Raw genomic sequence first — 21,389 nt, forward strand, 5'->3', positions numbered from 1 at the left:
TGAGTTGTAAAATCTAACTTATCCTTCAGTGTATTGCTAAGACTCCCACTTCTAGATGAACAAACTAAGTGACTGCCACAAAAGTTAAAGTGCAAACTTGCACTCTGTATAAGTGACTGACACAAAATCATAGATTTTGGTCATCTACTTATGGCCATCTACTTATGAACGAAGTCTCTTTTTATATTATATCATACTCCTGTTGCTATATTATGTTATCTACTGATAAAAAGATTATTTTATTTTTGTTGTTTTTTGCTGTCGAAGTTTCACATGAAACATTATTCATTTGCTTCTAATAAACTTAGTATTCTTTCTAAGTCTCCCTCGTTATAGTACTCAATTTCAATTTTTCCTTTCTTTTTTCCATTTGTAATAGTAACTTTTGTTCCAAAAAAATTCTTTAAGTTTTCTTCTATTTCAAAGATTTGAAAATCTTTTTTCTTGGTGATTTCTTTGCTTTTTTTACTAGATTCAGTCATATTCCTCACCAATTCCTCTACTTGCCGAACATTAAAATCTTCTTTTTCTACTTTCAAAGCAACTTCATATTGTTTTTCTAAATCTTGTATACTTAAAAGAGCCCTTCCATGTCCCCCTGTAAGCTTCCCTTCTTTAATCATATCTATAATTCGAGGATCTAGCTGTAATAGTCTTAAGATATTGGCTATATAAGGTCTACTTTTACCTACAGCTTCTGCTAATTGATCTTGTGTAACTTGGTATCTATCAATTAAATACTTATAAGCCCTACCTTCATCAATAATATTAAGATCTTCTCTTTGAATATTTTCTATAATAGCCACTTCCATTAGCTGTTGCTCAGTGTATTTTTTTATAATACATGGAATTTCTTTTAAACCTGCAATCCTAGTAGCCCTCCATCGTCTTTCACCAGCAATAATCATAAATCCTTTTTCTTTTTCTGTAACAACGATAGGTTGTATTAATCCATATTTTTCTATAGACTCAGCCAGTTCTTGCAGCGCTTCTTGATGAAACTGCTTTCTGGGTTGGTTTTCATTAGGATAAATACTGTTGATATCTACTATTTGCACCCTATCCTCTTGAAGGGCTTCTTCTACAATATTCGTTGTGTTTATTTGAGGTATAAGAGCCTGCAGTCCTTTACCTAACCCTTTTCTTTTTACTGGTTTAGTCATTTAAATCACATCCTCTTCTAGTTCTATAAATTCTTCTGCTAATTCTGAATAAGCTTCTGCACCTTTAGATTTTTTATCATAGTAAATAACTGGCTTTCCGTGGCTAGGCGCCTCTGCAAGTCTTACATTTCGAGGTATGATGGTGGTATATACTTTTCCTTTAAAATAATTTTTTACTTCGTCAACCACCTGTATCGATAGATTTGTTCTTCCATCAAACATACTTAGTACTACCCCCTGGACCTCTAACTTAGGGTTTAAACTGGTTTTCACTAACTGTATTGTATTCATCAGCTGGCTTACCCCCTCCAGAGCATAGTATTCACATTGAATAGGTATAAGTACACTATCTACAGCGGATAAAGAGTTAATGGTTAATAAGCCTAGCGAAGGGGGACAGTCTACAAAAACATAATCATAATTATCTTTAATTGTAGCAACAGCTCTTTTCAGTATGGTTTCTCTTTTTTTTGTAGCAACCAATTCTATTTCTGCCCCTGCTAATTCACTGCTAGAAGGTATTAAATCTATATGATCATATTCGGTTTTTACAATAACTTTTTTTATATCTATTTGGTTTAACATAACATCATAGATACTATATTCCAACTGATCTTTGTCTACACCAAAACCACTGGTACTATTGCCTTGAGGATCAATGTCTATAACACATACTCTTTTCCCTTTGCTAGCTATACAAGCGCTAAGATTGACGTTTGTAGTCGTTTTCCCCACGCCCCCCTTTTGATTAAAAACTGCTATTACTTTAGCCATTCATCTTTACCCCCTTTAAACGATTATTCAAACATATTTCTATCCCATAGAAAATTATGTGTTTTACAAATAAATGAAACAACAACGCCATCTAAGTCCCTCCTATAAAACTTTAGATGGAAAAGTTTACTCTCTATTAAATTTCTAAAAAGTTTTGAATTTTCCTTTTAATAATGAAGAGTTTTTATATATTTTTTTGTTTTTTTATAATAAAACCTAGAACATTTCACTAATAATACAAATTTTAAAAGAATATAATGATTTATAACAATTATCCGTTCAGAAAAATAGAATGAAGTAAAAAGTCATTATTATAAGGCTATTTATTGAGGAGGCTTGCCCGATGCTGCGTATGATTATAACAACCTTTTTTATTGTATTTATTGCAGAATTAGGGGATAAAACCCAACTCCAGACCATGCTGCTGGTAACACAATGCAAATCTGTATGGCCGGTATTTATAGGGGCTTCTTTAGCACTAATATTTAGTTCTCTCATTGGTGTCTTTGCTGGAGCATTTTTAACAAAATATATTCCCACCTATTATTTGCAAACAGCTGCTGGTGTTGCTTTTGTTGTTATAGGTGTTCTTACCTTAACAGGAAAGATTTAGTTAAAAAACAGAATTTCTTTATGCAAAAAAGATTACTAAATATATTCTAGTAATCTTTTATCGTTAAATTATATTTTGCGTTAATACTAGCCTTTAGGTATCTTAACGGTTACCTCTATAAAATCTCCTTTATCTACCTGTTTAAACTCCGCTTTCTCCTGCTTATCTTTGATAGCATCGTAAGCCTGTTTAATGGTATTAATGTATATTTTATAGTTCATAAAACTTTTAATTTTTTGTTGTCTCTTAGGTTCTTCTTCTGCCGTTATTTCCTCTAGCATACTTTGTATAAGCTCTTCAGTTTTTTTAACATTATAGTCGTTTTTTATTACCTTTTCTAAAGCTAAAACCCTTAATTCATCATCAGGAAGCTTGAGTAAAGCTCTAGCATGTCTTTCTGTCAAATGACTTTCTAGTAGTTTTTGTTTAATATCTTCTCTCAATCGAAGAATTCTTAGCTTATTTGCAATGGTGGATTGGTTTTTTCCTATACGTATAGCTAATTCTTGTTGTGTTAGACCGTGATCCTCAATTAAATTGAAATAACCTTCTGCTTCTTCTATAAAATTCAAATCTTCCCTTTGAAGATTTTCTATAATCGCTAAAATAGCAGAATCCTTATCACTAATTTGATGATTAATAATAGCAGGTATTGTTTTGAGATTAGCTAATTTTGCTGCTTTTACTCTTCTTTCACCAGCGATTAACTCATATTTTCCTTCCCCGATCTGCCGCACGCTTATAGGTTGTAACACACCATATACTTTTATAGATTGACTCAGCTCTTGTAAACTTGCCTGAGAAAAAGTTTTTCTAGGTTGATAAGGGTTGGAAATAACAGAATCTATACATATTTCTAGAACTTTTCTTTCAGTAGCACTCATCCCGATCCCTCTTTTCTTTAAATAAGGAAATTTCATAATACTATTTTTATTCTATAAAAAGTCTTTGACTCCTTCTACTGCTACATAGAAAAATATTTTTTTGTTTTACAAAATATTTCTTTTTATCTTTTTTTATAGAGGGTTTTTTGTGGGTTTGCCTGCTTTTCTAGGATATTTTGTTGGAATTTGTTTTGTTTTTTCTATGACTAAAATACTGTGGGTGATATCGCTAAAGGGTAAGGTGATATGTTGTTGATCTACTACTTTACCTCCCAGTATCTCAATAGCTCTTTTTCCTTCATGTAGTTCTTCATCTAAAGCTTTACCCTTCTGACAAATAAAAAAACCTCCTACCTTTACAAAAGGCAAGCAATATTCCACCAAAATATTTAAAGGAGCTACTGCCCTAGCTACTGCATAATCATAAACTTCTCTATGCTTCTTATCTTGACCAAAATCCTCAGCTCTTCCATGAATAAATTCTACATCTTTAAGTTCTAGTTGAAGACATACTTCCTTTAAAAAATTAATTCTTTTATTTAAAGAATCTAATAAAGTTACCTTCAGTTCAGGAAAAATCACTTTTAAAGGAATGCCGGGAAAACCTGCTCCCGTACCTACATCGATCACTTTTCCTATTGGCTTTAACTGCTGAACCTTTCCACAGGATATGGAATCTAAAAAATGTTTTATAACAACTTCCTTCTCTTCTTCAATCGCTGTTAGATTCATTTTTTTGTTCCATTCCAATAATATATCTTTATAATTCAATAATTGGTTGATTTGTTTTTCATTGAGCTCTACTCCTAATGCATTGCTTCCTTCTTTTAACAGTGCTGTTAATGTCATTTTTTACTCTTTTCCCCCTTTTTGTCTTCTTTTTTGCTCTAGGTAAACCAGTAAAACAGAAATATCTGCTGGCGAAACACCAGAGATTCTAGAAGCCTGTCCTACGGAAAGAGGTTTAATATTATTCAGTTTTTGCCTTGCTTCTAACCGTAATCCTTCTATTTGATTATAATCAATTTCTTCATTTAGTTTCTTATTTTCTAATTTTTTAAACTGGTCAATTTGCTTTAGTTGTTTATCTATATAACCCTCGTATTTTATTACAACTTCACATTGTTTTACTGCATCCTTTAAGATTTCTTCAGGCCTATGAATATCAATTGCTGTTATTGTTTCATAAGAAACCTCTGGTCTTTTTAATAAATCATAAAGCGAAACCCCTGTTTTTATAAGAGAACTATTTAAAGTTTCCAATAGAGGATTTGCATTATCTGGAGAAACAACTGTTGTTTTTAATCTTTCCATTTCTCTCTCTATTTGCTCTTTCTTGTTTAAATACCTCTGATATCTTTCCTCTGTAACCAAACCTGTTTTATAACCCTTTGGCGTCAACCTTAAATCCGCATTATCTTGTCTTAATATCAGTCGATATTCTGCCCTAGAAGTCATCATACGATAGGGTTCATTGGTTCCTTTTGTAACCAAGTCATCAATCAGTACCCCAATATAAGCTTCTGACCTATCTAATATAAGAGGGTCTCTTTCTTGAATTTTCAGAACAGCATTGATCCCTGCCATCAAACCTTGAGCCGCTGCCTCTTCATAACCAGATGTACCATTAAATTGCCCTGCACTAAATAAATTTTGAATATGTTTTGTTTCTAACGAAGGTTTTAGTTGGGTAGGATCAATACAATCATACTCAATAGCATAGGCTGGCCGCATAATTTTTGCATTTTCTAAACCTATCACTGTTTTTATCATTTGTTCTTGAACTTCTTCTGGCAAGCTAGTGGACATACCCTGGAGATACATTTCCTTTGTATCCAGTCCCTCTGGCTCAATAAAAAGTTGATGAGAAGGTTTATCATGAAAGCGAACAATTTTATCTTCTATAGAGGGACAATACCTTGGACCTATACTCTCCATATCTCCTCTATACATGGCAGAACGATTAATATTTTCTGTAATAACTCTTTGGGTTTCTGCTGTCGTCCTAGTTAACCAACAAGGATGCTGTTGTATCTCTAATTTATCATTTAAGAAGGAAAAAGGTACGATCTCTTTATCTCCAGCATGTACATCCATTTTAGAAAAATCAATAGTATCTCTATGGATTCTAGCAGGCGTTCCTGTTTTAAACCGTCTCATATTACATCCTAAAGCCACTAATTTTTCTGAGAGATATTTCGCAGGAAATAATCCATTGGGTCCAGACTCATAATTTACCTCACCCATATATACCTTACTTCTAAGATAAACTCCTGTTGCTAATATAACAGCTTTACTATAATATACCGCACCTGTTCTAATAACAACTCCTTTTACCTGATCTTCTTCTACAAGCAAATCTACAACTTCTGCTTGCTTTAAATCTAGGTTATCTTGATCCTCTATGGTTTTCTTCATTTCTACATGATATTTTAATTTATCTGCTTGGGCTCTTAAGGAATGTACTGCTGGTCCCTTTGCAGTATTTAACATCTTGCTTTGAATAAAGGCTTTATCAATATTGATGCCCATTTCTCCTCCTAGCGCATCAATTTCTCTAACTAAATGACCTTTTCCTGTACCTCCAATAGACGGATTGCAGGGCATCATAGCAATAGCGTCTAAGGTTGTTGTTAATAGCAAAGTTTTTTGCCCCATTCTAGAAGCAGCAAGAGCCGCCTCGCAGCCAGCGTGACCTGCTCCTACCACAATAACATCATAGCTTCCCGCATTATATCGAATATTCATCTTTTATCCCTCCGCATAACTTATCTTTATTTTCCAATACAAAAATTCTTAAAAATATGATCAATGATATCTTCTGCCACTGTATCTCCTGTAATCTCTCCTAATCGTTCCCAAGTATTTTTTATATCTACTTCAATAAAATCTAGAGGCATTTTTTTCTTGATGGCTTCAATGCCATCTTCCATAGCTTCTAAAGCCTTTTCAAGAGAGTTTTTGTGTCTTACATTGGTTACTAAAAGTCGCTCCTTTGCTTTAATTTCTCCTTTATAGACTAATTCCTCAATAGCTTCTTCTACTTCCTCTAATCCTTTTTCTTCTATCAAAGATATTTTTATCACCTTTTTATTTTCCATTAAGTTTTTTATCTTCTCTAAATTTGCCCGCTGAGATAAATCTATTTTATTGATAAGAATAAGCGCTTTTTTATTTTGAATTAATTCCATAATTTCTATATCTTCTCTTGTTAATTCTGTTGAAATATCCAACATAAAAATAACCAAATCTGCTTTATTAAAAAATTCTTTAGATTTTTCAACACCTATTTTTTCAACAATATCTTCTGTTTCTCTTATACCAGCAGTATCCATAATTTTTAAAGGTATTCCTCTTATATTCAACTGTTCTTCAATAACATCCCTTGTGGTACCCGGCACTTCAGTAACAATGGCTCTTGATTCTTTTAATAGAGCATTTAATAAAGAAGACTTTCCTACGTTGGGCTTCCCTACAATAACAGTATTTAGCCCTTCCCTTAAGATTTTACCTGCATCTGCAGTTTTTAGTAGGTTTTCTATCTCCTTTTTAACCTCTACACCCTTATTCAATAAATAATCCAAGGTAACTTCATCAATATCTTCTTCTGCAAAGTCTATAGAAACCTCTATATGCGCTAACATATCTAAAAGTTTTTTTCTTGTATGATCTACCTTTTTTGACAAAGTCCCCTCTAACTGGTCTAACGCCACATCAAAACCTTTGTCTGTCTTAGCACTGATTAGATCCATTACTGCTTCTGCTTGTGCCAAATCTATTCTTCCATTAAGAAAAGCTCTTTTTGTAAATTCTCCGGCATCAGCTGCCCTAGCTCCCTTCCTTAACACCAACTGTAATATTTTTTTGACAGGAATTACACCGCCATGACAGTTGATTTCTACCACATCTTCCTTCGTATAAGTGTAGGGACCCTTTGTATAATAAGCCAATACCTCATCTATTTTTTCTCCTGTATCAGGATCAATAATATAACCATAAGTCATTCTTCTAACAGGAAAATCACTTAACTTTTTTCCTGGTTTTGATTGAAAAATCTTATCCACAATACTTAAAGCACGATCCCCACTAATTCTAACAATGCCTATACCCGCTTCTCCGGGAGCTGTAGCTATAGCAGCTATTGTATCATCTATGTACATATCTATTTCACCTCTGTGCCAATATATTTTATTCGCTTAGATTTTCATTAATTGTTATTATACCAAATTTTTCATGCTACAATACAGTAAAAAAATGAACCCAGTAAATAAACTGGGTTTTTCTTATAAGCTATTTGAATTCAACTGTGATAGGATGTCATCCGAATCCTCAATCTTCAGCTATGCTGATCTCACTTCCTAACGGTAATTGCTACCTTTCTATAGGGCTCTTCCCCTTCGCTATAGGTTTGCACAAAAGGATTTCCCTGTAGTGTAGAGTGAATAATTCTTCTTTCGTAGGGGTTCATAGGTTCAAGCGTAATGGTTCTTCCGATTTTTTTCACTTTTCTAGCCATTTTATTGGCTAATTTCACTAAAGTCTCTTCTCTTTTCCTTCTATAATCTTCTGTATCAATAAATACTTTCAAATAGTCTTCTCTATTCTTATTTACTACTAGGCTAGCTAAATACTGTACCGCATCTAATGTTTGTCCTCTTCTACCAATAACAACACCCATATTAGGACCCTCTAGATAAATATTTAAAGTATCTCCCTTAGCTTCAATTTGCATTTGTACTTCTAAGTCCATTCCCTTAAATAAGTCCTCTAAAAATATTTTAACATCATCTTCCGGACGATCAACAACCGTTAATCTTACTTTTGCTAATTTTGTACCAATGAGACCTAAAAACCCCTTAGATGGTATGTCTATAATTTTTACTTCTACCTGTTCCCTACTTTTTCCTAATTCATTAAGACCTTGCTGAACAGCTTCTTCAATTGTTTTTCCAGTTGATTCTATTGACTTCATAATTAATTGGAACCCTCCTTTATTTGAGAATAGGGTTTATTAATAATTACCTGCTGCACTACCTGGAACACGTTACTTACTACCCAATAAAGAGTAAGTCCAGATGGAAAACTTCTTCCCCATATGAAAATCATCACTGGAAAGAAATATTTCATCATATTTTGTGTTGGATCTTGCTTACCACCAGCTGAAGTCATTGTTACACTAGATAGATAGGTAGTAAATCCTGCCAACAAAGGTAGTATAAAAGGATCTGCTTGAGATAAACTTGGTAACCATAAAAAACCAGCCTCTACAACTTCTTGAGCAAAACCATGGTTTACAGGATTTCTTAGTACTGAAAACAAACCAATGATAATAGGAAACTGAATTAATAAAGGTAAGCACCCTCCAAAGGGGCTAACATTATATTCTTTATAGAGTTCCATCACTTTGGTATTCATTTTTTCTTTATCATTTTTATACTTTTCTTGAATTTCTTTTATTTTCGGTTGAACTTCCTGCATTTTTTTCATAGACTTTGTCTGTTTAATCGTTAGCGGAACCATGATTAACTTCACGACAACAGTAAAAAGTATAATCGATAAACCATAATCTCCTACTAACTGATAGATCAGTCTCAATAATGCACCTAACGGTTGTGCAATAATGTCCAAACGTAAAACCCCCTATATTTTATTTTTTTAAAGGGTCATATCCTCCTGGATGAAAAGGATGACACCTTAATATTCTTCTCAAAGTTAAATACGTTCCCTTAAAAAAACCATAGGCATTGTATGCCTCTATACTGTATTGAGAACAACTGGGATAAAACCTACAGGTTGGCGCTTTTAGAGGAGAAATCCATTTCCTATAAAAAGATATCACCCATATACAAAATTTTGTCATCATATACTCTCCAGATAAAATTAAATCGTTTTCTCTACCTTTTTCGCAATAATTTCTTCATTCCTATTAAATGAAGTAACGCACTCTGTATTTCCTGAAAAGAGGCTCCATTACATCCCTGTCTAGCAACAAAGACCAAATCATAACCTTGAATTATTTTCATGTCGTTTAGTCGATAACTTTCCCTCATCTGTCGTTTTACTGTGCTTCTTACAACACTTTTTCCTACTTTTTTCGAAACCGTGAAGCCTGCCCTATTATAAGTAAAACCATTTTTCTTTATATACAAAATAAGCAACTTATTCGCTATAGAGTTTCCCTCTTTATATACTTTGCGAAAATCTTCATTTTTTCTTAATCTATTGGCAGCCTTCATATTTCTCCTCCAATTCTATTTTCCTCACAAATGGCTGGAAAATAAACATAACTACAGAAAAAGGCCACATAGTGCGGCCTTATGCTGTCAATTTCTTTCTGCCTTTTAATCTACGACTTTTTAATACATTTCTACCATTTTTCGTCTTCATTCTCTTTCTGAATCCATGCTCTTTACTTCTTTGTCTCTTTTTTGGCTGATATGTTCTTTTCACAAGTACACCCCCTCTTTAAGTACTAATGAAGTACTTCTATATAATGAAATAAGCTAGTAGGCATATGCAATTTAGTACATGAAAAACCTATTTTTGAACATACTACAAATAGATTATAACGATATTGTTGAGATGTGTCAAGAAAAAGCTCTCTAATAAACTGTGAACAATCTTATTCACATTTTTTGATTATGTGGATAATTTTATAGTTTTTGTTGAACTTTTTTTCTATATTTGTTATTATAGTTTTGTTTGTGAATAACTTTGATAAGTTTATTCACTTTATTCTTTTTTATACACAGATTGTGGATAGTGTTGTGAATAACTTTAAGTTTTCCTTTAACTTTACTTCTCAAATATTTATTTTACTATTTTTTTGCCTATTAAAAATATATGTTGATATTGTTGATAACTCTTTATATAATATATAGGAACAACTTTTTACTTATTTATCCACATCTTTATTAATAACCATGTTAGCAAAATTTATTACTTATTTTTTTATAAATTTTTATTTTTTTTTGTTATTATTGTGGACAAGTCTTAGGATAACTTTTTTGTATTAAATTAATAAATAGGAGGACATTTGGGCTATGAAGGAAAATCTGCCTCAAATCTGGGAACACACCCTGAGGTTAATAAAAGCAGAATTAACAGAAGTAAGTTTTAATACCTGGATCAAGACAATTGAACCTATTTCTTTGCAAAGTAATCAAATTATTTTGGGCACACCTAATGATTTTATTAAAGACATCCTAAACAATCGTTACATTACCTTGATTAGTAATGCCTTAAAACAGGCTACCTCTAAGCAATTTGAAATTAAAATTATTGTACCAACAGAGGATACGATTAAAAGCTTAGAAAAAAACAATCGACAACATAATAGAGCACCTTTAGAAAGTTTATCTAATCTACAGTTAAACCCAAAATATACCTTTGATACTTTTGTTATAGGGAACAGCAATAGATTTGCTCATGCAGCCTGTGTAGCAGTAGCAGAGTCTCCTGCAAAAGCTTATAATCCTCTCTTTATCTACGGAGGTGTTGGTCTAGGTAAAACTCACTTAATGAATGCAATAGGTCACTATATATTGCAGCATAATCCCAATACAAAGGTAGCCTATGTCTCTTCTGAAACTTTTACAAATGAATTAATTAATTCTATAAGAGATGATAGAAATGTAGAATTCAGAAATAAGTATCGCAATGTTGATGTTCTTTTAATTGATGATATTCAATTCATTGCTGGTAAAGAAAGTACTCAAGAGGAATTTTTCCATACTTTTAATGCATTACATGAATCTAGTAAACAAATTATTATCTCTAGTGATAGACCCCCAAAGGACATACCTACCCTTGAAGATCGCCTTCGAACAAGATTTGAATGGGGCCTTATTACAGACATCCAAGCACCTGACTTTGAAACAAGAACAGCTATACTAAGAAAAAAGGCTCAAATGGAAAACATTGATGTTCCTGATGAGGTGATGCTCTATATCGCTAAAAAAATCCAATCAAACATACGAGAATTAGAGGGAGCCCTTATTCGTATTGTTGCTTATTCCTCCCTTACAAATAGTGATGTAACCATAGACTTAGCTAGTGAAGCATTAAAAGAAATTTTTTCTTCTAAAGCAAGACAGTTGAACACATCGCTTATTAAGGAGGTAATTTCTAATAAATTTCATATAAAATTAGAGGATTTGGATTCTAAAAAACGCACAAGAGCGATTGCCTATCCTCGTCAAATTGCTATGTATCTCACTAGAGAATTGACAGATCTATCTTTGCCGAAAATTGGAGAAGAATTTGGTGGAAGAGATCATACGACAGTCATGCATGCTCACGAAAAAATATCAAATGATATAAAAAATGACCCTGATTTAAAGGAGAAAATAGAGAAAATTATTAGTGATTTAAAAGGCAATTAGAAGGGACTTATTTATCAACAGGAGGTTGTTCACAGTTTTGAATAACTCTTAGTCATTTATTTTTTTACTGAATATGTGGACAACTCTCACCAGGTACTTAACATTTTATACACATGTGGATAAAAGAATTTTTAAACTGTTTTATCTACTTATCCACAAAAACACAGGCCCTACTACTATTACTACTATATTTTTTTATTTATTATATCTATTTTTAAAAGGGAGGATATCCACAGATGCGTTTTTTATGCGAAAAAAAAACACTAGTACATAGTATTAGTATTGTTCAAAAAGCTGTTTCTTCTAAAACAACTTTACCGATCCTAAAGGGGATTCATATAGAGGTTATAAAAGACTACTTAAAATTAGTAGCTACAGATTTAGAAATAGGGATAGAACATACAGTAGAGGTAAATACTTATGAAGAAGGATCTGTTGTAGTAGATGCAAGATTGTTTAGTGAAATTATTAGAAAGTTACCAGACGCAGAGGTAGAAATAATTTTAAAAGAAAATAATCAGCTTTACATCAAGTGTGAAAATAGTGAATTCAATATTATATGCTATGATCCCCAAGACTTTCCTGAGTTGCCTTCTATAGAAGAAGAATATTCTTATGAAATTCATCAAGATTTATTTAAAAATATGATTCGTCAAACAGTCTTTGCTGCATCACAGGATGAAACAAGGTTGGTTTTAACAGGTGCTTTGATGGAGATAGAGGAGAATACATTAAACATGGTGGCCTTGGATGGATACCGTTTGGCTTTAAGAAAAGGAAAAATAGATGCATCTATTGATAATAAAGTTATCTTGCCAGCGAAAGCTTTAAATGAAATCAATCGCATTCTTACAGATGAAGAAGAAACAATCCATATAACCTTGACAGAAAACCATGCTTTGTTTATTATCGGTAATACAAAACTGATTTCTAGGCTTCTTGAAGGAGAATTTATCAGTTATAAACAAATTATTCCAAAAGAATACAAATCTAAAGTTAGAGTAAAAACCAAGAGTCTATTAGATAGTATTGAAAGAGCTTCTTTATTAGCTAGAGAAGGAAAAAATAATTTGGTTAAATTTATGATCGATGATGATAAAATGACGATTAGCTCTAACTCCGAATTGGGGAAAGTTCAAGAGGAAGTTGCTATTTATCTAGAAGGAGAAAGTATAGAAATTGCTTTTAATTCAAAATATTTTATAGATGCCTTAAAAATAATAGAAGATGAGGAAGTTTATTTAGAATTTACTACAAATTTAAGTCCTGGTATATTAAAACCAGTCACCAATGATTATTATATTTATTTAGTTTTACCTGTAAGGTTATCTGCCAACTAATCTAACCCAGCATTCTATGCTGGGTTGCTGTTTTATAAAAAAACAAGGAGGTATAAGCATGTTAAGATCGTTTAAATTAGAGGGAGAATATATAAAATTAGATCAATTATTAAAATCTACAGATGTAGTAGGTAGTGGAGGACATGCTAAAATTATTATTTTAAACGAAGAAGTAAAGGTCAATGGAGAAGTTGTCACTCAAAGGGGAAAAAAGATTAGAGCTGGAGACCTTGTGGAGGTAGAAGGCATAAAGATTAAAGTTATTTAGCTTACATTGTGTGATTTTTTAATTTTCTCTGGAAATAGTTAGAGAGTTGCGCAAGATCAGTGTGCAAACTGCAAGTATTGTATAAATAAAAGGATGAAGTGATAGAACTAGGGTGAACATGGGAGGAAAAATTATGTTAGTAGAGGAAGTAAAGCTACTGGATTATAGAAATTATAAACAATTACAGCTACAGTTTCATCCTAAGTTAAATATATTCGTAGGGGAAAATGCTCAAGGTAAAACGAATATTCTAGAAGCCCTATATGTATGCGCTATTGGAAAATCCTTTAGAACCAATAAGGATCAAGAAATGGTGAGAATGTTAAAGGAACATGCTTATATAAAAACTAGCATTCTTAAATCGACAGACAAAGTAGAAATTGAGGTATTAATCAATAGAGAAAATAATAAAAGAATAAAAGTAAACAAGCTATCTTTGACAAAATATGGAGATTTACTTGGTAATTTAAATGTTGTTTTGTTTTCTCCAGAGGATTTAAAAATTATTAAAGAAGGTCCTAATGAAAGAAGAAGATTTATCAATAATGACATTTCTCAAATACTACCAAGGTATTATTATACCTTAGTTCAGTACAATAAAATTTTACAGCAGAGAAATAAAGTGCTGAAAAACTATAAAGGGAAAACCATTGACTTAGAGGTATGGGATGAACAATTAATTGATCATGGTGCATGGCTGATGATTTATAGAAGAAATTTCATTAAAAGAATAGCTATTTTAGCTAAATTAATGCACAAAAAAATAACAGACGGTTTAGAAATATTGGAAGTTCAGTACGATAGCAGCATAAAAATTAAGGAAGAAAACGAAATTAAGGATATTAAAGAAAAATTTAGAGAGGCGTTAAAAGAGGCACAACCTTTGGAAGAAAGAAGAGGTTTAACGCTAATAGGACCTCATCGAGATGATTTGATTTTTAAAGTCAATGGTTTAGAGATAAAAAAATATGGTTCTCAAGGGCAGCAAAGAACAGCAGTACTTTCCTTGAAATTAGCAGAATTAGAGTTAATGAAGGGAGAAGTAGGAGAGTATCCTATCTTATTGTTGGACGATGTTATGAGCGAATTAGATAAAAAAAGACAGAATTATTTAATTAAAAATCTAAAAAATGTTCAAACTTTTATTACTACCACGATGATAGAGCCTTTAAATATAAATAATCAGGAAGAATATAAGTTATTTCATGTATATGATGGAGAAATCCACAGGTTTTCCGCAAAATAATAGTATTCTCTTTTATTAAAGTTTAATAAAGGTTATAATAAATAAATGTAGCAAAGAAAACCATGAAAGGGAGAGGAAAAATGTTTCTTCATCTTGGAGGAGAGTTCGTTGTAAAGATAAAAGATATTATTGCAATTTTAGATATAGAGTCTGCTTTAAAATCAAAAGATAGCAAAGCGTTTTTAAAGGTTTGTGAAGAAGAAGAATTTATCCAAAATATATGTGAAGAGGAACCTAGATCGATTGTTATTGTAGAAAGAGTGGAAAATAAAAATAGGTGTCATAAAGGGGCCCATAAGACTGTCATATACAAGTCTCCTATTTCTGCATTGACACTACAAAAAAGAGCAGGATTTATTCATACACTTCCACTTTCCTAGTGGGAGTTTCATGTCTTATATATATTTTTTTGTTCCTTATAGGAGGTTAGAAATATGGAAAATGAAATACAAGATAAAATACAAGAATATAATGCAGAACAAATTCAAGTATTAGAAGGACTAGACCCTGTAAGAAAACGACCTGGAATGTACATAGGGAGTACTGGTTTAAGGGGTTTACATCATATTGTTTATGAAGTAGTAGATAATAGTATAGATGAGGCCTTGGCAGGTTACTGCGATGCAATTGAAGTCATCATCAATGAGGATAACTCTATAAAAGTAACGGATAATGGTAGAGGAATTCCAGTAGATATCCATCCACAGACAGGGAAGTCCACCTTAGAAACAGTACTAACAGTATTACATGCTGGTGGTAAATTTGGCGGAGGGGGCTATAAAGTTTCGGGAGGTTTACACGGGGTAGGTATTTCTGTTGTAAATGCTTTATCAGAGTTTTTAGAGATTGAAGTTAGAAGAAATGGGAAAACTTATTTTCAGAGATATGAAAGAGGAAATCCTTTAGATGATGTCAAAGAAGTAGGAGATGCAATGGATACGGGAACAACTGTATTATTTAAACCTGATGCAGAAATCTTTGACGAAATGATTTATCGTTATGATACATTGGAACACCGCTTAAGAGAATTGGCTTTTTTAAATAAAGGAATTAAAATAACCTTAATGGATAAAAGAGAAGGCCAGCAAAAAGAAAATATTTTTCATTATAGCGGTGGTATTCAAGAGTTCGTGAAACACTTAAATAAAAACAGAGAGCCGCTACATGATAAAATCATCTATTTCGATAAATCAAAGGATGGTAGTGTGGTAGAAGTAGCTATGCAATATACCGATGCTTATACTGAAAATATCTTTAGTTTTGCTAATAATATCAATACGCAAGAGGGTGGAACACATTTAAGTGGCTTTAAATCTGCCCTAACAAGAATCGTCAACGATTATGCAAGAAAGAATGGTTTTTTAAAGGAAAAAGACGTTAATCTACTGGGAGAAGATATCCGAGAAGGTCTAACAGCTGTTATTTCTGTAAAGTTATCAGATCCGCAATTTGAAGGACAAACGAAGACAAAACTAGGAAATAGCGAAATGAAAGGTTTAGCAGAGTCTATTACCGGAGAAAATCTAGAAGCCTTTTTAGAGGAAAATCCTACAGAAGCTAGGCTTATTGTAGAAAAGGGCTTAAAAGCTCAAAGGGCTAGAGAGGCTGCGAAGAAGGCAAGGGAATTAACAAGAAGAAAAGGTGTTTTGGAAAATACAGCTTTACCTGGAAAATTAGCAGATTGCTCAGAAAAAGATCCCGCCTTAAGTGAAATCTATCTCGTAGAGGGAGATTCCGCGGGAGGGAGTGCTAAGCAAGGACGAGATCGTGCTACACAAGCAATTTTACCTTTAAGGGGTAAAATTTTAAATGTTGAAAAGGCTCGATTGGATAAAATACTAAATTATAATGAAATTCGAGCTATGATTACAGCCTTTGGTACAGGCATAGGTGATGAATTTGATATAGCAAAGCTAAGATACCATAAAATTGTTATTATGACGGACGCCGATGTAGACGGTGCTCATATTAGAACATTGTTACTAACTTTCTTCTTTAGATATATGAAACCTTTAGTAGAGCTTGGACATATTTTTGCTGCTCAACCACCTTTATATAAAATAAAAAAAGGTAAGGCAGAACATTATGCTTATTCAGATAAAGAACTGAATAAGATATTAGATGATTTAGGAAGAGAAACGAAAGCAGATATTCAAAGATATAAAGGTCTTGGAGAAATGAATCCAGAACAGCTATGGGAAACCACTATGAACCCAGAACATAGAACATTACTTCAAGTAACAATAGAAGACGCTGCAGCAGCAGATGAAATATTTACTACTCTGATGGGAGATAAAGTAGAGCCTAGAAGAGAATTTATTGAACAAAATGCCAAATATGTTACAAATTTAGATATATAATAGGGGGAATAACCTATGACAGAAGAAAATAATAAAATTGTCCCTATAAGTATAGCAGATGAAATGAAGAAGTCTTATATTGATTATGCTATGAGTGTTATCGTGGGAAGAGCCCTTCCCGACGTAAGGGATGGACTAAAACCTGTTCACAGAAGAATATTGTATGCAATGAGTGAGTTAAATCTTACGCCCGACAAGCCCCATAGAAAATCAGCGCGTATTGTTGGGGATGTTTTGGGTAAATACCACCCTCATGGAGATTCGGCTGTATACGATGCTATGGTAAGATTAGCTCAAGATTTTTCTACAAGATATTTACTTGTGGATGGTCATGGGAACTTTGGTTCTGTTGATGGAGATAGTGCTGCGGCGATGCGTTACACAGAAGCAAAACTTTCTAAAATTGCCATGGAAATGATTAGAGATATTCAAAAAGAAACAGTAGATTTTATACCTAACTTTGATGAAACCATAGATGAACCAGCGGTATTGCCTAGTAAATTTCCTAACTTACTGGTAAATGGTTCAAATGGTATCGCTGTAGGCATGGCCACATCTATACCACCTCATAATTTAGGTGAAGTTATTGATGGTGTTATCACCTTGATAGATGAACCAGAAGCTGGTATAGAAAAGATTATGGGAGATGTTAAAGGACCAGATTTCCCTACAGGTGCTTATATTTTAGGCAAAGAAGGTATAAAGGAAGCTTACAGGACTGGACGAGGAAGAGTAAGAGTAAGAGCTAAGGCAAAAATAGAAGAAGCACAAAAAGGAAAACAACAAATTGTTGTAACAGAAATACCTTATCAAGTAAATAAATCAAGATTAATAGAAAAGATAGCTGATTTAGTAAGAGATAAAAAAATAGAGGGTATTTCAGATTTAAGAGACGAAAGTGACCGTACAGGTATGCGAATTGTTATAGAATTAAAACGAGATACCAATGCTAATGTGGTGCTAAATAAGCTATACAAGCATTCCCAAATGGAGGATACCTTTAGTATCATTATGATTGCTTTAGTAGATGGTCAACCCAGGGTGCTTAACATTAAGGAGATATTAAGTCATTATATAGAACATCAGAAGGATATTATCATTCGTAGGACAAAATTTGATTTAAGCAAAGCGGAAGCGAAAGCCCATATTTTAGAGGGTTTGAAGATAGCTTTAGACCATATTGATGAAGTGATTAGTATAATAAGAACATCAAAAAACGATCAGATTGCAAAAGATACATTAATGGAGAGGTTTCATTTATCAGACAAGCAGGCCCAAGCTATCTTAGATATGAGACTCCGTCGCTTAACAGGCTTAGAGAGAGAAAAAATTGAAGAAGAGTATGAAGCAACAATGAAACTGATTCTTGAATTAAGAGAAATTTTAAACAGTGAACAGTTAGTGTTAAATATTATAAAAGAAGAGTTATTAGAGATAAAAGAAAAGTACAATGATGATAGAAGAACACAAATTATTTTTGATCCAGAAGAGATTAATATAGAAGATATGATTGAAGAAGAAGATGTAGTAATTACACTAACACACTTTGGTTATATAAAACGTCTACCTATAGATACCTACAAGAGTCAAAAAAGAGGGGGAAAAGGAATTTCTGCTGTAACTACCCGGGAGGAAGACTTTGTAGAAAAGCTGATTACTACTTCAACCCATGATTGTTTATTGTTTTTTACCAATAAAGGTAAAGCATATAAACTAAATGTTTATGAAATTCCAGAAGCGAAACGACAAGCAAAAGGAACAGCTATTGTAAATTTACTGCAATTAGCGCCAGATGAACAAATAGCTGCAACAATACCTGTCGGCAGAGAATGGGGATCACAGTATCTTATCATGGCAACAAAAAAGGGAATTATCAAAAAGACCCAATTAAATCAATTTGAAAACACGAGAAAAAGTGGACTAATTGCCATAAGTATAAGAGAAGATGATGAGTTAATCAGCGTAAGATTAACAGATACTGGACATGAAGTGATGATGATCACAGCGAAAGGAATGGCTATTCGATTCAAAGAGGAAGAAGTTAGAGATATGGGACGAAGTGCTATGGGGGTAAAAGGCATTACTTTATCTGAAGAGGATGAAGTTGTAGGTATGGATATCATAGAAGACAACAAAGATTTATTAGTTGTAAGTTACAAAGGTTTTGGAAAGAGAACTGATCTTAAACAATACCGTCTACAATCACGAGGCGGTAAAGGAATAAAGACCTATAATACCACAGAAAAAACAGGTTTATTGGTTGGTGCTAAAATTGTAACAGATAAGGATGAAATTTTGCTAATAAGCAATGATGGTGTAGTCATAAGACTAAATGTAGACAACATTTCCAAGATGGGAAGAAATACAAAGGGCGTTACTCTAATGCGAACCGACGACAATAAAAGTATTGTATCTATTGCTCAAATACCTCAGCACGAAGATGAGGATAATGACGAATAAAATTAATAAAATGATGTTTAAATTTTATCTAGAGGGGAAAAAATATAATAGAAGCCAAAAGCTTTTGAATTCAACCCCCATATTAATTAAAGCAAAGGTGTGTACGGTAGCACCTTTGCCCTTTTGTTTTTTTGGATAGATTTTCTTAGTAGGATAGTACAAAGTGAAAAGATTTGTTATAATAAAAATTAAATAAAAAAATTTTCTATATTATAAAGTGGGGGGGAAAAATATGGCGCTTATAGTAGATAAACAATATGACGAGGTAAATAGCCAATGGAATATGCAGTTGGCAGGAGAAGTAGATATTTATACAGCGGGACAATTAAAGGAAAACTTTATGCTTATGTTGGAAGAAAGAAAAGATACGATAAAAATAGATGCTAAGAATTTGGACTATATTGATAGTACCGGCTTAGGGGTATTGATAGGTGTATTAAAACAATTAAAAGAAGAAGGCAAAGATATTATTATTATAAATATAAAACCAAGCATAAAGAAACTTCTAAATATAACAGGATTAGATAAGATATTTATTATAGAGGGGTGAATTATGTATACTATGTTAAATGCAAAGGAGCAGATGAATATGAATAAAAAAAATAGTGATATAATAAAATTATCTGTACCTAATAAACCAGAGTATGTCAGTATTATTAGACTGACTATCAGTGGAATTGCGAATAGAATGGGTTTTGATATTGAAGAAATTGAAGATATTAAAGTAGCGATCTCAGAAGCATGTACAAATGCTATTACCCATGGTATTTGTCAAGAAGAAGAAAATTTTAATGTAGACTTTTACACAGATGAAGAAAAATTAGTTATTTCTGTTTATGACAATGGAAAAGGCTGTTTAAGTCACAATATAAAGACCCCAAATATAGAGGAGTTAAAAGAAGGAGGGTTGGGGATCTTTATTATAAAATCTCTAATGGATGATGTAGAGATTTCATCTAATTGCGGGAAAGGTACGATTATAAAAATGACAAAGTATGTGGGGGATGATCTTTAATGAAGAAAGCATCTAAGACTCCTAAACTAGCGATGAAAACAAATAAACCCCTAAAGGAGTTAACAGAAAAAGAACTTTTTAAACAATATTCAGAAACAAAAAGTATAGAAATTCGTAATGAATTGGTAAGTAGATATATGTATATTGGAGAGATCTTATCTAGAAAATTTATGAACAAGGGTATCGAATATGAAGATATTTACCAAGTGGCTTCTTTAGGTTTAATTTATGCAATAGAAAGATTTGATATAAACAAAGGGTTTGAATTCTCTAGCTTTGCTACACCTACAGTAATTGGTGAAATTAAAAAGTATTTTAGGGACAAAGGGTGGTCTATTAGAGTACCCAGAAGAATTCAGGAATTATCAAAGAAAATAAATAATGCTAAAAATACTTTGCAACAAAACTTACAAAGAACCCCTAAGGTTAAGGATATAGCAGAGTACTTAGACTGTTCAGAAGAAGAAGTAATAGAAGCAATGGAGGCTAGTCAAGTTTATACGCCGAAGTCTTTAAATTTAACCTATGAAAATGATGGAGAAGATAAAGACGTACAACTGATGGATTTAATAGGGGAAATTGATAAAAGCTTTATAGATATCGAAAATAGAGATTTTATTAGAAAGGCTATGGAAAAACTCAATGCATTGGAGCGGAAAGTTTTAAAAGATAGATTTTTTGATATAAAGACACAAATACAAGTAGCTAAAGAACTAGATGTTTCACAAATGACAGTATCAAGAATGGAGAAGAAAATTATTGAAAAACTAAAAAAGGAGTTTAATAAAAGTGCATAAATATTATATGCCATAAATAACCATAGTAAATCCTGTTGACATGATACAAAGATTTTGATATTGTAGTACAAGTCGTCGTTAAGAG

General features: G+C 32.5%; 22 protein-coding genes. 11 read left to right on the plus strand and 11 right to left on the minus strand.

Annotated elements, in window-relative coordinates; all coding sequences use genetic code 11:
- Nucleotides 1–281: 281 nt before the first annotated feature.
- Together BJL90_RS05500 and BJL90_RS05505 are read right to left on the minus strand one after the other, a co-directional pair.
- Nucleotides 282–1,163, minus strand: a complete 882-nt coding sequence (locus tag BJL90_RS05500; RefSeq protein ID WP_070965095.1) for a ParB/RepB/Spo0J family partition protein — start codon at nt 1,161–1,163, stop codon at nt 282–284.
- Nucleotides 1,164–1,937 (minus strand): ParA family protein, encoded by a 774-nt coding sequence (locus BJL90_RS05505; RefSeq protein ID WP_070965098.1) that lies wholly within the window; start codon nt 1,935–1,937, stop codon nt 1,164–1,166.
- 343 nt (nt 1,938–2,280) lie between these two features.
- Between BJL90_RS05505 and BJL90_RS05510 the strand changes: the two genes are divergently transcribed.
- Nucleotides 2,281–2,550, plus strand: a complete 270-nt coding sequence (locus tag BJL90_RS05510; RefSeq protein WP_070965099.1) for a TMEM165/GDT1 family protein — start codon at nt 2,281–2,283, stop codon at nt 2,548–2,550.
- 86 nt (nt 2,551–2,636) lie between these two features.
- On the opposite strand, the gene BJL90_RS05515 is transcribed toward BJL90_RS05510, so the two are convergent.
- The 9 genes from BJL90_RS05515 to rpmH form a co-directional block, all read right to left on the minus strand.
- A complete protein-coding gene (locus BJL90_RS05515) occupies nt 2,637–3,434 on the minus strand; it encodes a ParB/RepB/Spo0J family partition protein (protein WP_070965102.1) in 798 nt (265 codons plus the stop codon).
- A gap of 132 nt (nt 3,435–3,566) precedes the next feature.
- On the minus strand, nt 3,567–4,283 hold the full coding sequence (gene rsmG / locus BJL90_RS05520; protein ID WP_070965105.1) for a 16S rRNA (guanine(527)-N(7))-methyltransferase RsmG: 717 nt from the start codon (nt 4,281–4,283) through the stop codon (nt 3,567–3,569).
- A 3-nt stretch (nt 4,284–4,286) separates the two neighbouring features.
- Nucleotides 4,287–6,182 (minus strand): tRNA uridine-5-carboxymethylaminomethyl(34) synthesis enzyme MnmG, encoded by a 1,896-nt coding sequence (gene mnmG / locus BJL90_RS05525; protein ID WP_070965108.1) that lies wholly within the window; start codon nt 6,180–6,182, stop codon nt 4,287–4,289.
- A gap of 26 nt (nt 6,183–6,208) precedes the next feature.
- Nucleotides 6,209–7,594: a tRNA uridine-5-carboxymethylaminomethyl(34) synthesis GTPase MnmE gene (mnmE, locus tag BJL90_RS05530; RefSeq protein WP_070965111.1), complete on the minus strand. Its 1,386-nt coding sequence runs from the start codon at nt 7,592–7,594 to the stop codon at nt 6,209–6,211.
- 191 nt (nt 7,595–7,785) lie between these two features.
- Entirely contained in the window at nt 7,786–8,406 is a 621-nt protein-coding gene (gene jag, locus BJL90_RS05535; protein ID WP_070965114.1) for an RNA-binding cell elongation regulator Jag/EloR, read from the minus strand.
- Between the two features lie 2 nt (nt 8,407–8,408).
- The gene (locus BJL90_RS05540) at nt 8,409–9,062 is read right to left on the minus strand and encodes a YidC/Oxa1 family membrane protein insertase (RefSeq protein WP_070965117.1); all 654 of its coding nucleotides are present in this window, start codon (nt 9,060–9,062) and stop codon (nt 8,409–8,411) included.
- Between the two features lie 19 nt (nt 9,063–9,081).
- Nucleotides 9,082–9,294 (minus strand): membrane protein insertion efficiency factor YidD, encoded by a 213-nt coding sequence (gene yidD, locus BJL90_RS05545; protein WP_081562232.1) that lies wholly within the window; start codon nt 9,292–9,294, stop codon nt 9,082–9,084.
- A 34-nt stretch (nt 9,295–9,328) separates the two neighbouring features.
- Nucleotides 9,329–9,670 carry a ribonuclease P protein component gene (gene rnpA / locus BJL90_RS05550; protein WP_070965123.1) on the minus strand — a complete coding sequence of 114 codons (342 nt, stop codon included), beginning with the start codon at nt 9,668–9,670 and terminating at the stop codon, nt 9,329–9,331.
- A 79-nt stretch (nt 9,671–9,749) separates the two neighbouring features.
- Complete coding sequence (gene rpmH / locus BJL90_RS05555) at nt 9,750–9,884, minus strand: 50S ribosomal protein L34 (RefSeq protein WP_070965126.1); 135 nt, start codon at nt 9,882–9,884, stop codon at nt 9,750–9,752.
- A gap of 593 nt (nt 9,885–10,477) precedes the next feature.
- Between rpmH and dnaA the strand changes: the two genes are divergently transcribed.
- The 10 genes from dnaA (at nt 10,478) to BJL90_RS05605 (ending at nt 21,304) form a co-directional block, all read left to right on the plus strand.
- The gene (gene dnaA / locus BJL90_RS05560; protein WP_070965127.1) at nt 10,478–11,818 is read left to right on the plus strand and encodes a chromosomal replication initiator protein DnaA; all 1,341 of its coding nucleotides are present in this window, start codon (nt 10,478–10,480) and stop codon (nt 11,816–11,818) included.
- Between the two features lie 236 nt (nt 11,819–12,054).
- Nucleotides 12,055–13,158 carry a DNA polymerase III subunit beta gene (dnaN, locus tag BJL90_RS05565; RefSeq protein WP_070965130.1) on the plus strand — a complete coding sequence of 368 codons (1,104 nt, stop codon included), beginning with the start codon at nt 12,055–12,057 and terminating at the stop codon, nt 13,156–13,158.
- 58 nt (nt 13,159–13,216) lie between these two features.
- Entirely contained in the window at nt 13,217–13,426 is a 210-nt protein-coding gene (locus BJL90_RS05570) for an RNA-binding S4 domain-containing protein (protein WP_070965134.1), read from the plus strand.
- A gap of 133 nt (nt 13,427–13,559) precedes the next feature.
- Entirely contained in the window at nt 13,560–14,672 is a 1,113-nt protein-coding gene (recF, locus tag BJL90_RS05575; RefSeq protein WP_070965137.1) for a DNA replication/repair protein RecF, read from the plus strand.
- Between the two features lie 80 nt (nt 14,673–14,752).
- Complete coding sequence (remB, locus tag BJL90_RS05580; RefSeq protein WP_070965140.1) at nt 14,753–15,052, plus strand: extracellular matrix regulator RemB; 300 nt, start codon at nt 14,753–14,755, stop codon at nt 15,050–15,052.
- A gap of 54 nt (nt 15,053–15,106) precedes the next feature.
- Nucleotides 15,107–17,032, plus strand: coding sequence for a DNA topoisomerase (ATP-hydrolyzing) subunit B (gene gyrB, locus BJL90_RS05585; RefSeq protein ID WP_070965144.1), 1,926 nt, complete (start codon nt 15,107–15,109; stop codon nt 17,030–17,032).
- A gap of 15 nt (nt 17,033–17,047) precedes the next feature.
- Nucleotides 17,048–19,492 (plus strand): DNA gyrase subunit A, encoded by a 2,445-nt coding sequence (gyrA, locus tag BJL90_RS05590; RefSeq protein ID WP_070965147.1) that lies wholly within the window; start codon nt 17,048–17,050, stop codon nt 19,490–19,492.
- A gap of 232 nt (nt 19,493–19,724) precedes the next feature.
- Nucleotides 19,725–20,042, plus strand: coding sequence for an STAS domain-containing protein (locus BJL90_RS05595; protein WP_070965150.1), 318 nt, complete (start codon nt 19,725–19,727; stop codon nt 20,040–20,042).
- A 39-nt stretch (nt 20,043–20,081) separates the two neighbouring features.
- Nucleotides 20,082–20,507: an ATP-binding protein gene (locus BJL90_RS05600; protein WP_070972993.1), complete on the plus strand. Its 426-nt coding sequence runs from the start codon at nt 20,082–20,084 to the stop codon at nt 20,505–20,507.
- A 32-nt stretch (nt 20,508–20,539) separates the two neighbouring features.
- Nucleotides 20,540–21,304, plus strand: coding sequence for a SigB/SigF/SigG family RNA polymerase sigma factor (locus BJL90_RS05605; protein ID WP_070972995.1), 765 nt, complete (start codon nt 20,540–20,542; stop codon nt 21,302–21,304).
- Nucleotides 21,305–21,389 lie beyond the last annotated feature (85 nt).

This window comes from Clostridium formicaceticum, assembly GCF_001854185.1.
In the GTDB taxonomy this organism is placed as follows: Bacteria; Bacillota; Clostridia; order Peptostreptococcales; family Natronincolaceae; genus Andreesenella; species Andreesenella formicacetica.

Bases quoted from the DNA above. Each gene is read 5' to 3' on its own strand.
- jag (WP_070965114.1), bottom strand. From the start codon at position 8,406: ATGAAGTCAATAGAATCAACTGGAAAAACAATTGAAGAAGCTGTTCAG.
- gyrB (WP_070965144.1), top strand. From the start codon at position 15,107: ATGGAAAATGAAATACAAGATAAAATACAAGAATATAATGCAGAACAA.
- dnaN (WP_070965130.1), top strand. From the start codon at position 12,055: ATGCGTTTTTTATGCGAAAAAAAAACACTAGTACATAGTATTAGTATT.
- mnmE (WP_070965111.1), bottom strand. From the start codon at position 7,594: ATGTACATAGATGATACAATAGCTGCTATAGCTACAGCTCCCGGAGAA.
- BJL90_RS05570 (WP_070965134.1), top strand. From the start codon at position 13,217: ATGTTAAGATCGTTTAAATTAGAGGGAGAATATATAAAATTAGATCAA.
- gyrA (WP_070965147.1), top strand. From the start codon at position 17,048: ATGACAGAAGAAAATAATAAAATTGTCCCTATAAGTATAGCAGATGAA.
- BJL90_RS05605 (WP_070972995.1), top strand. From the start codon at position 20,540: ATGAAAACAAATAAACCCCTAAAGGAGTTAACAGAAAAAGAACTTTTT.
- recF (WP_070965137.1), top strand. From the start codon at position 13,560: ATGTTAGTAGAGGAAGTAAAGCTACTGGATTATAGAAATTATAAACAA.
- dnaA (WP_070965127.1), top strand. From the start codon at position 10,478: ATGAAGGAAAATCTGCCTCAAATCTGGGAACACACCCTGAGGTTAATA.
- rsmG (WP_070965105.1), bottom strand. From the start codon at position 4,283: ATGACATTAACAGCACTGTTAAAAGAAGGAAGCAATGCATTAGGAGTA.
- BJL90_RS05510 (WP_070965099.1), top strand. From the start codon at position 2,281: ATGCTGCGTATGATTATAACAACCTTTTTTATTGTATTTATTGCAGAA.
- BJL90_RS05595 (WP_070965150.1), top strand. From the start codon at position 19,725: ATGGCGCTTATAGTAGATAAACAATATGACGAGGTAAATAGCCAATGG.
- BJL90_RS05515 (WP_070965102.1), bottom strand. From the start codon at position 3,434: ATGAGTGCTACTGAAAGAAAAGTTCTAGAAATATGTATAGATTCTGTT.
- mnmG (WP_070965108.1), bottom strand. From the start codon at position 6,182: ATGAATATTCGATATAATGCGGGAAGCTATGATGTTATTGTGGTAGGA.
- remB (WP_070965140.1), top strand. From the start codon at position 14,753: ATGTTTCTTCATCTTGGAGGAGAGTTCGTTGTAAAGATAAAAGATATT.
- BJL90_RS05500 (WP_070965095.1), bottom strand. From the start codon at position 1,163: ATGACTAAACCAGTAAAAAGAAAAGGGTTAGGTAAAGGACTGCAGGCT.
- yidD (WP_081562232.1), bottom strand. From the start codon at position 9,294: ATGACAAAATTTTGTATATGGGTGATATCTTTTTATAGGAAATGGATT.
- rnpA (WP_070965123.1), bottom strand. From the start codon at position 9,670: ATGAAGGCTGCCAATAGATTAAGAAAAAATGAAGATTTTCGCAAAGTA.
- BJL90_RS05600 (WP_070972993.1), top strand. From the start codon at position 20,082: ATGAATAAAAAAAATAGTGATATAATAAAATTATCTGTACCTAATAAA.
- BJL90_RS05505 (WP_070965098.1), bottom strand. From the start codon at position 1,937: ATGGCTAAAGTAATAGCAGTTTTTAATCAAAAGGGGGGCGTGGGGAAA.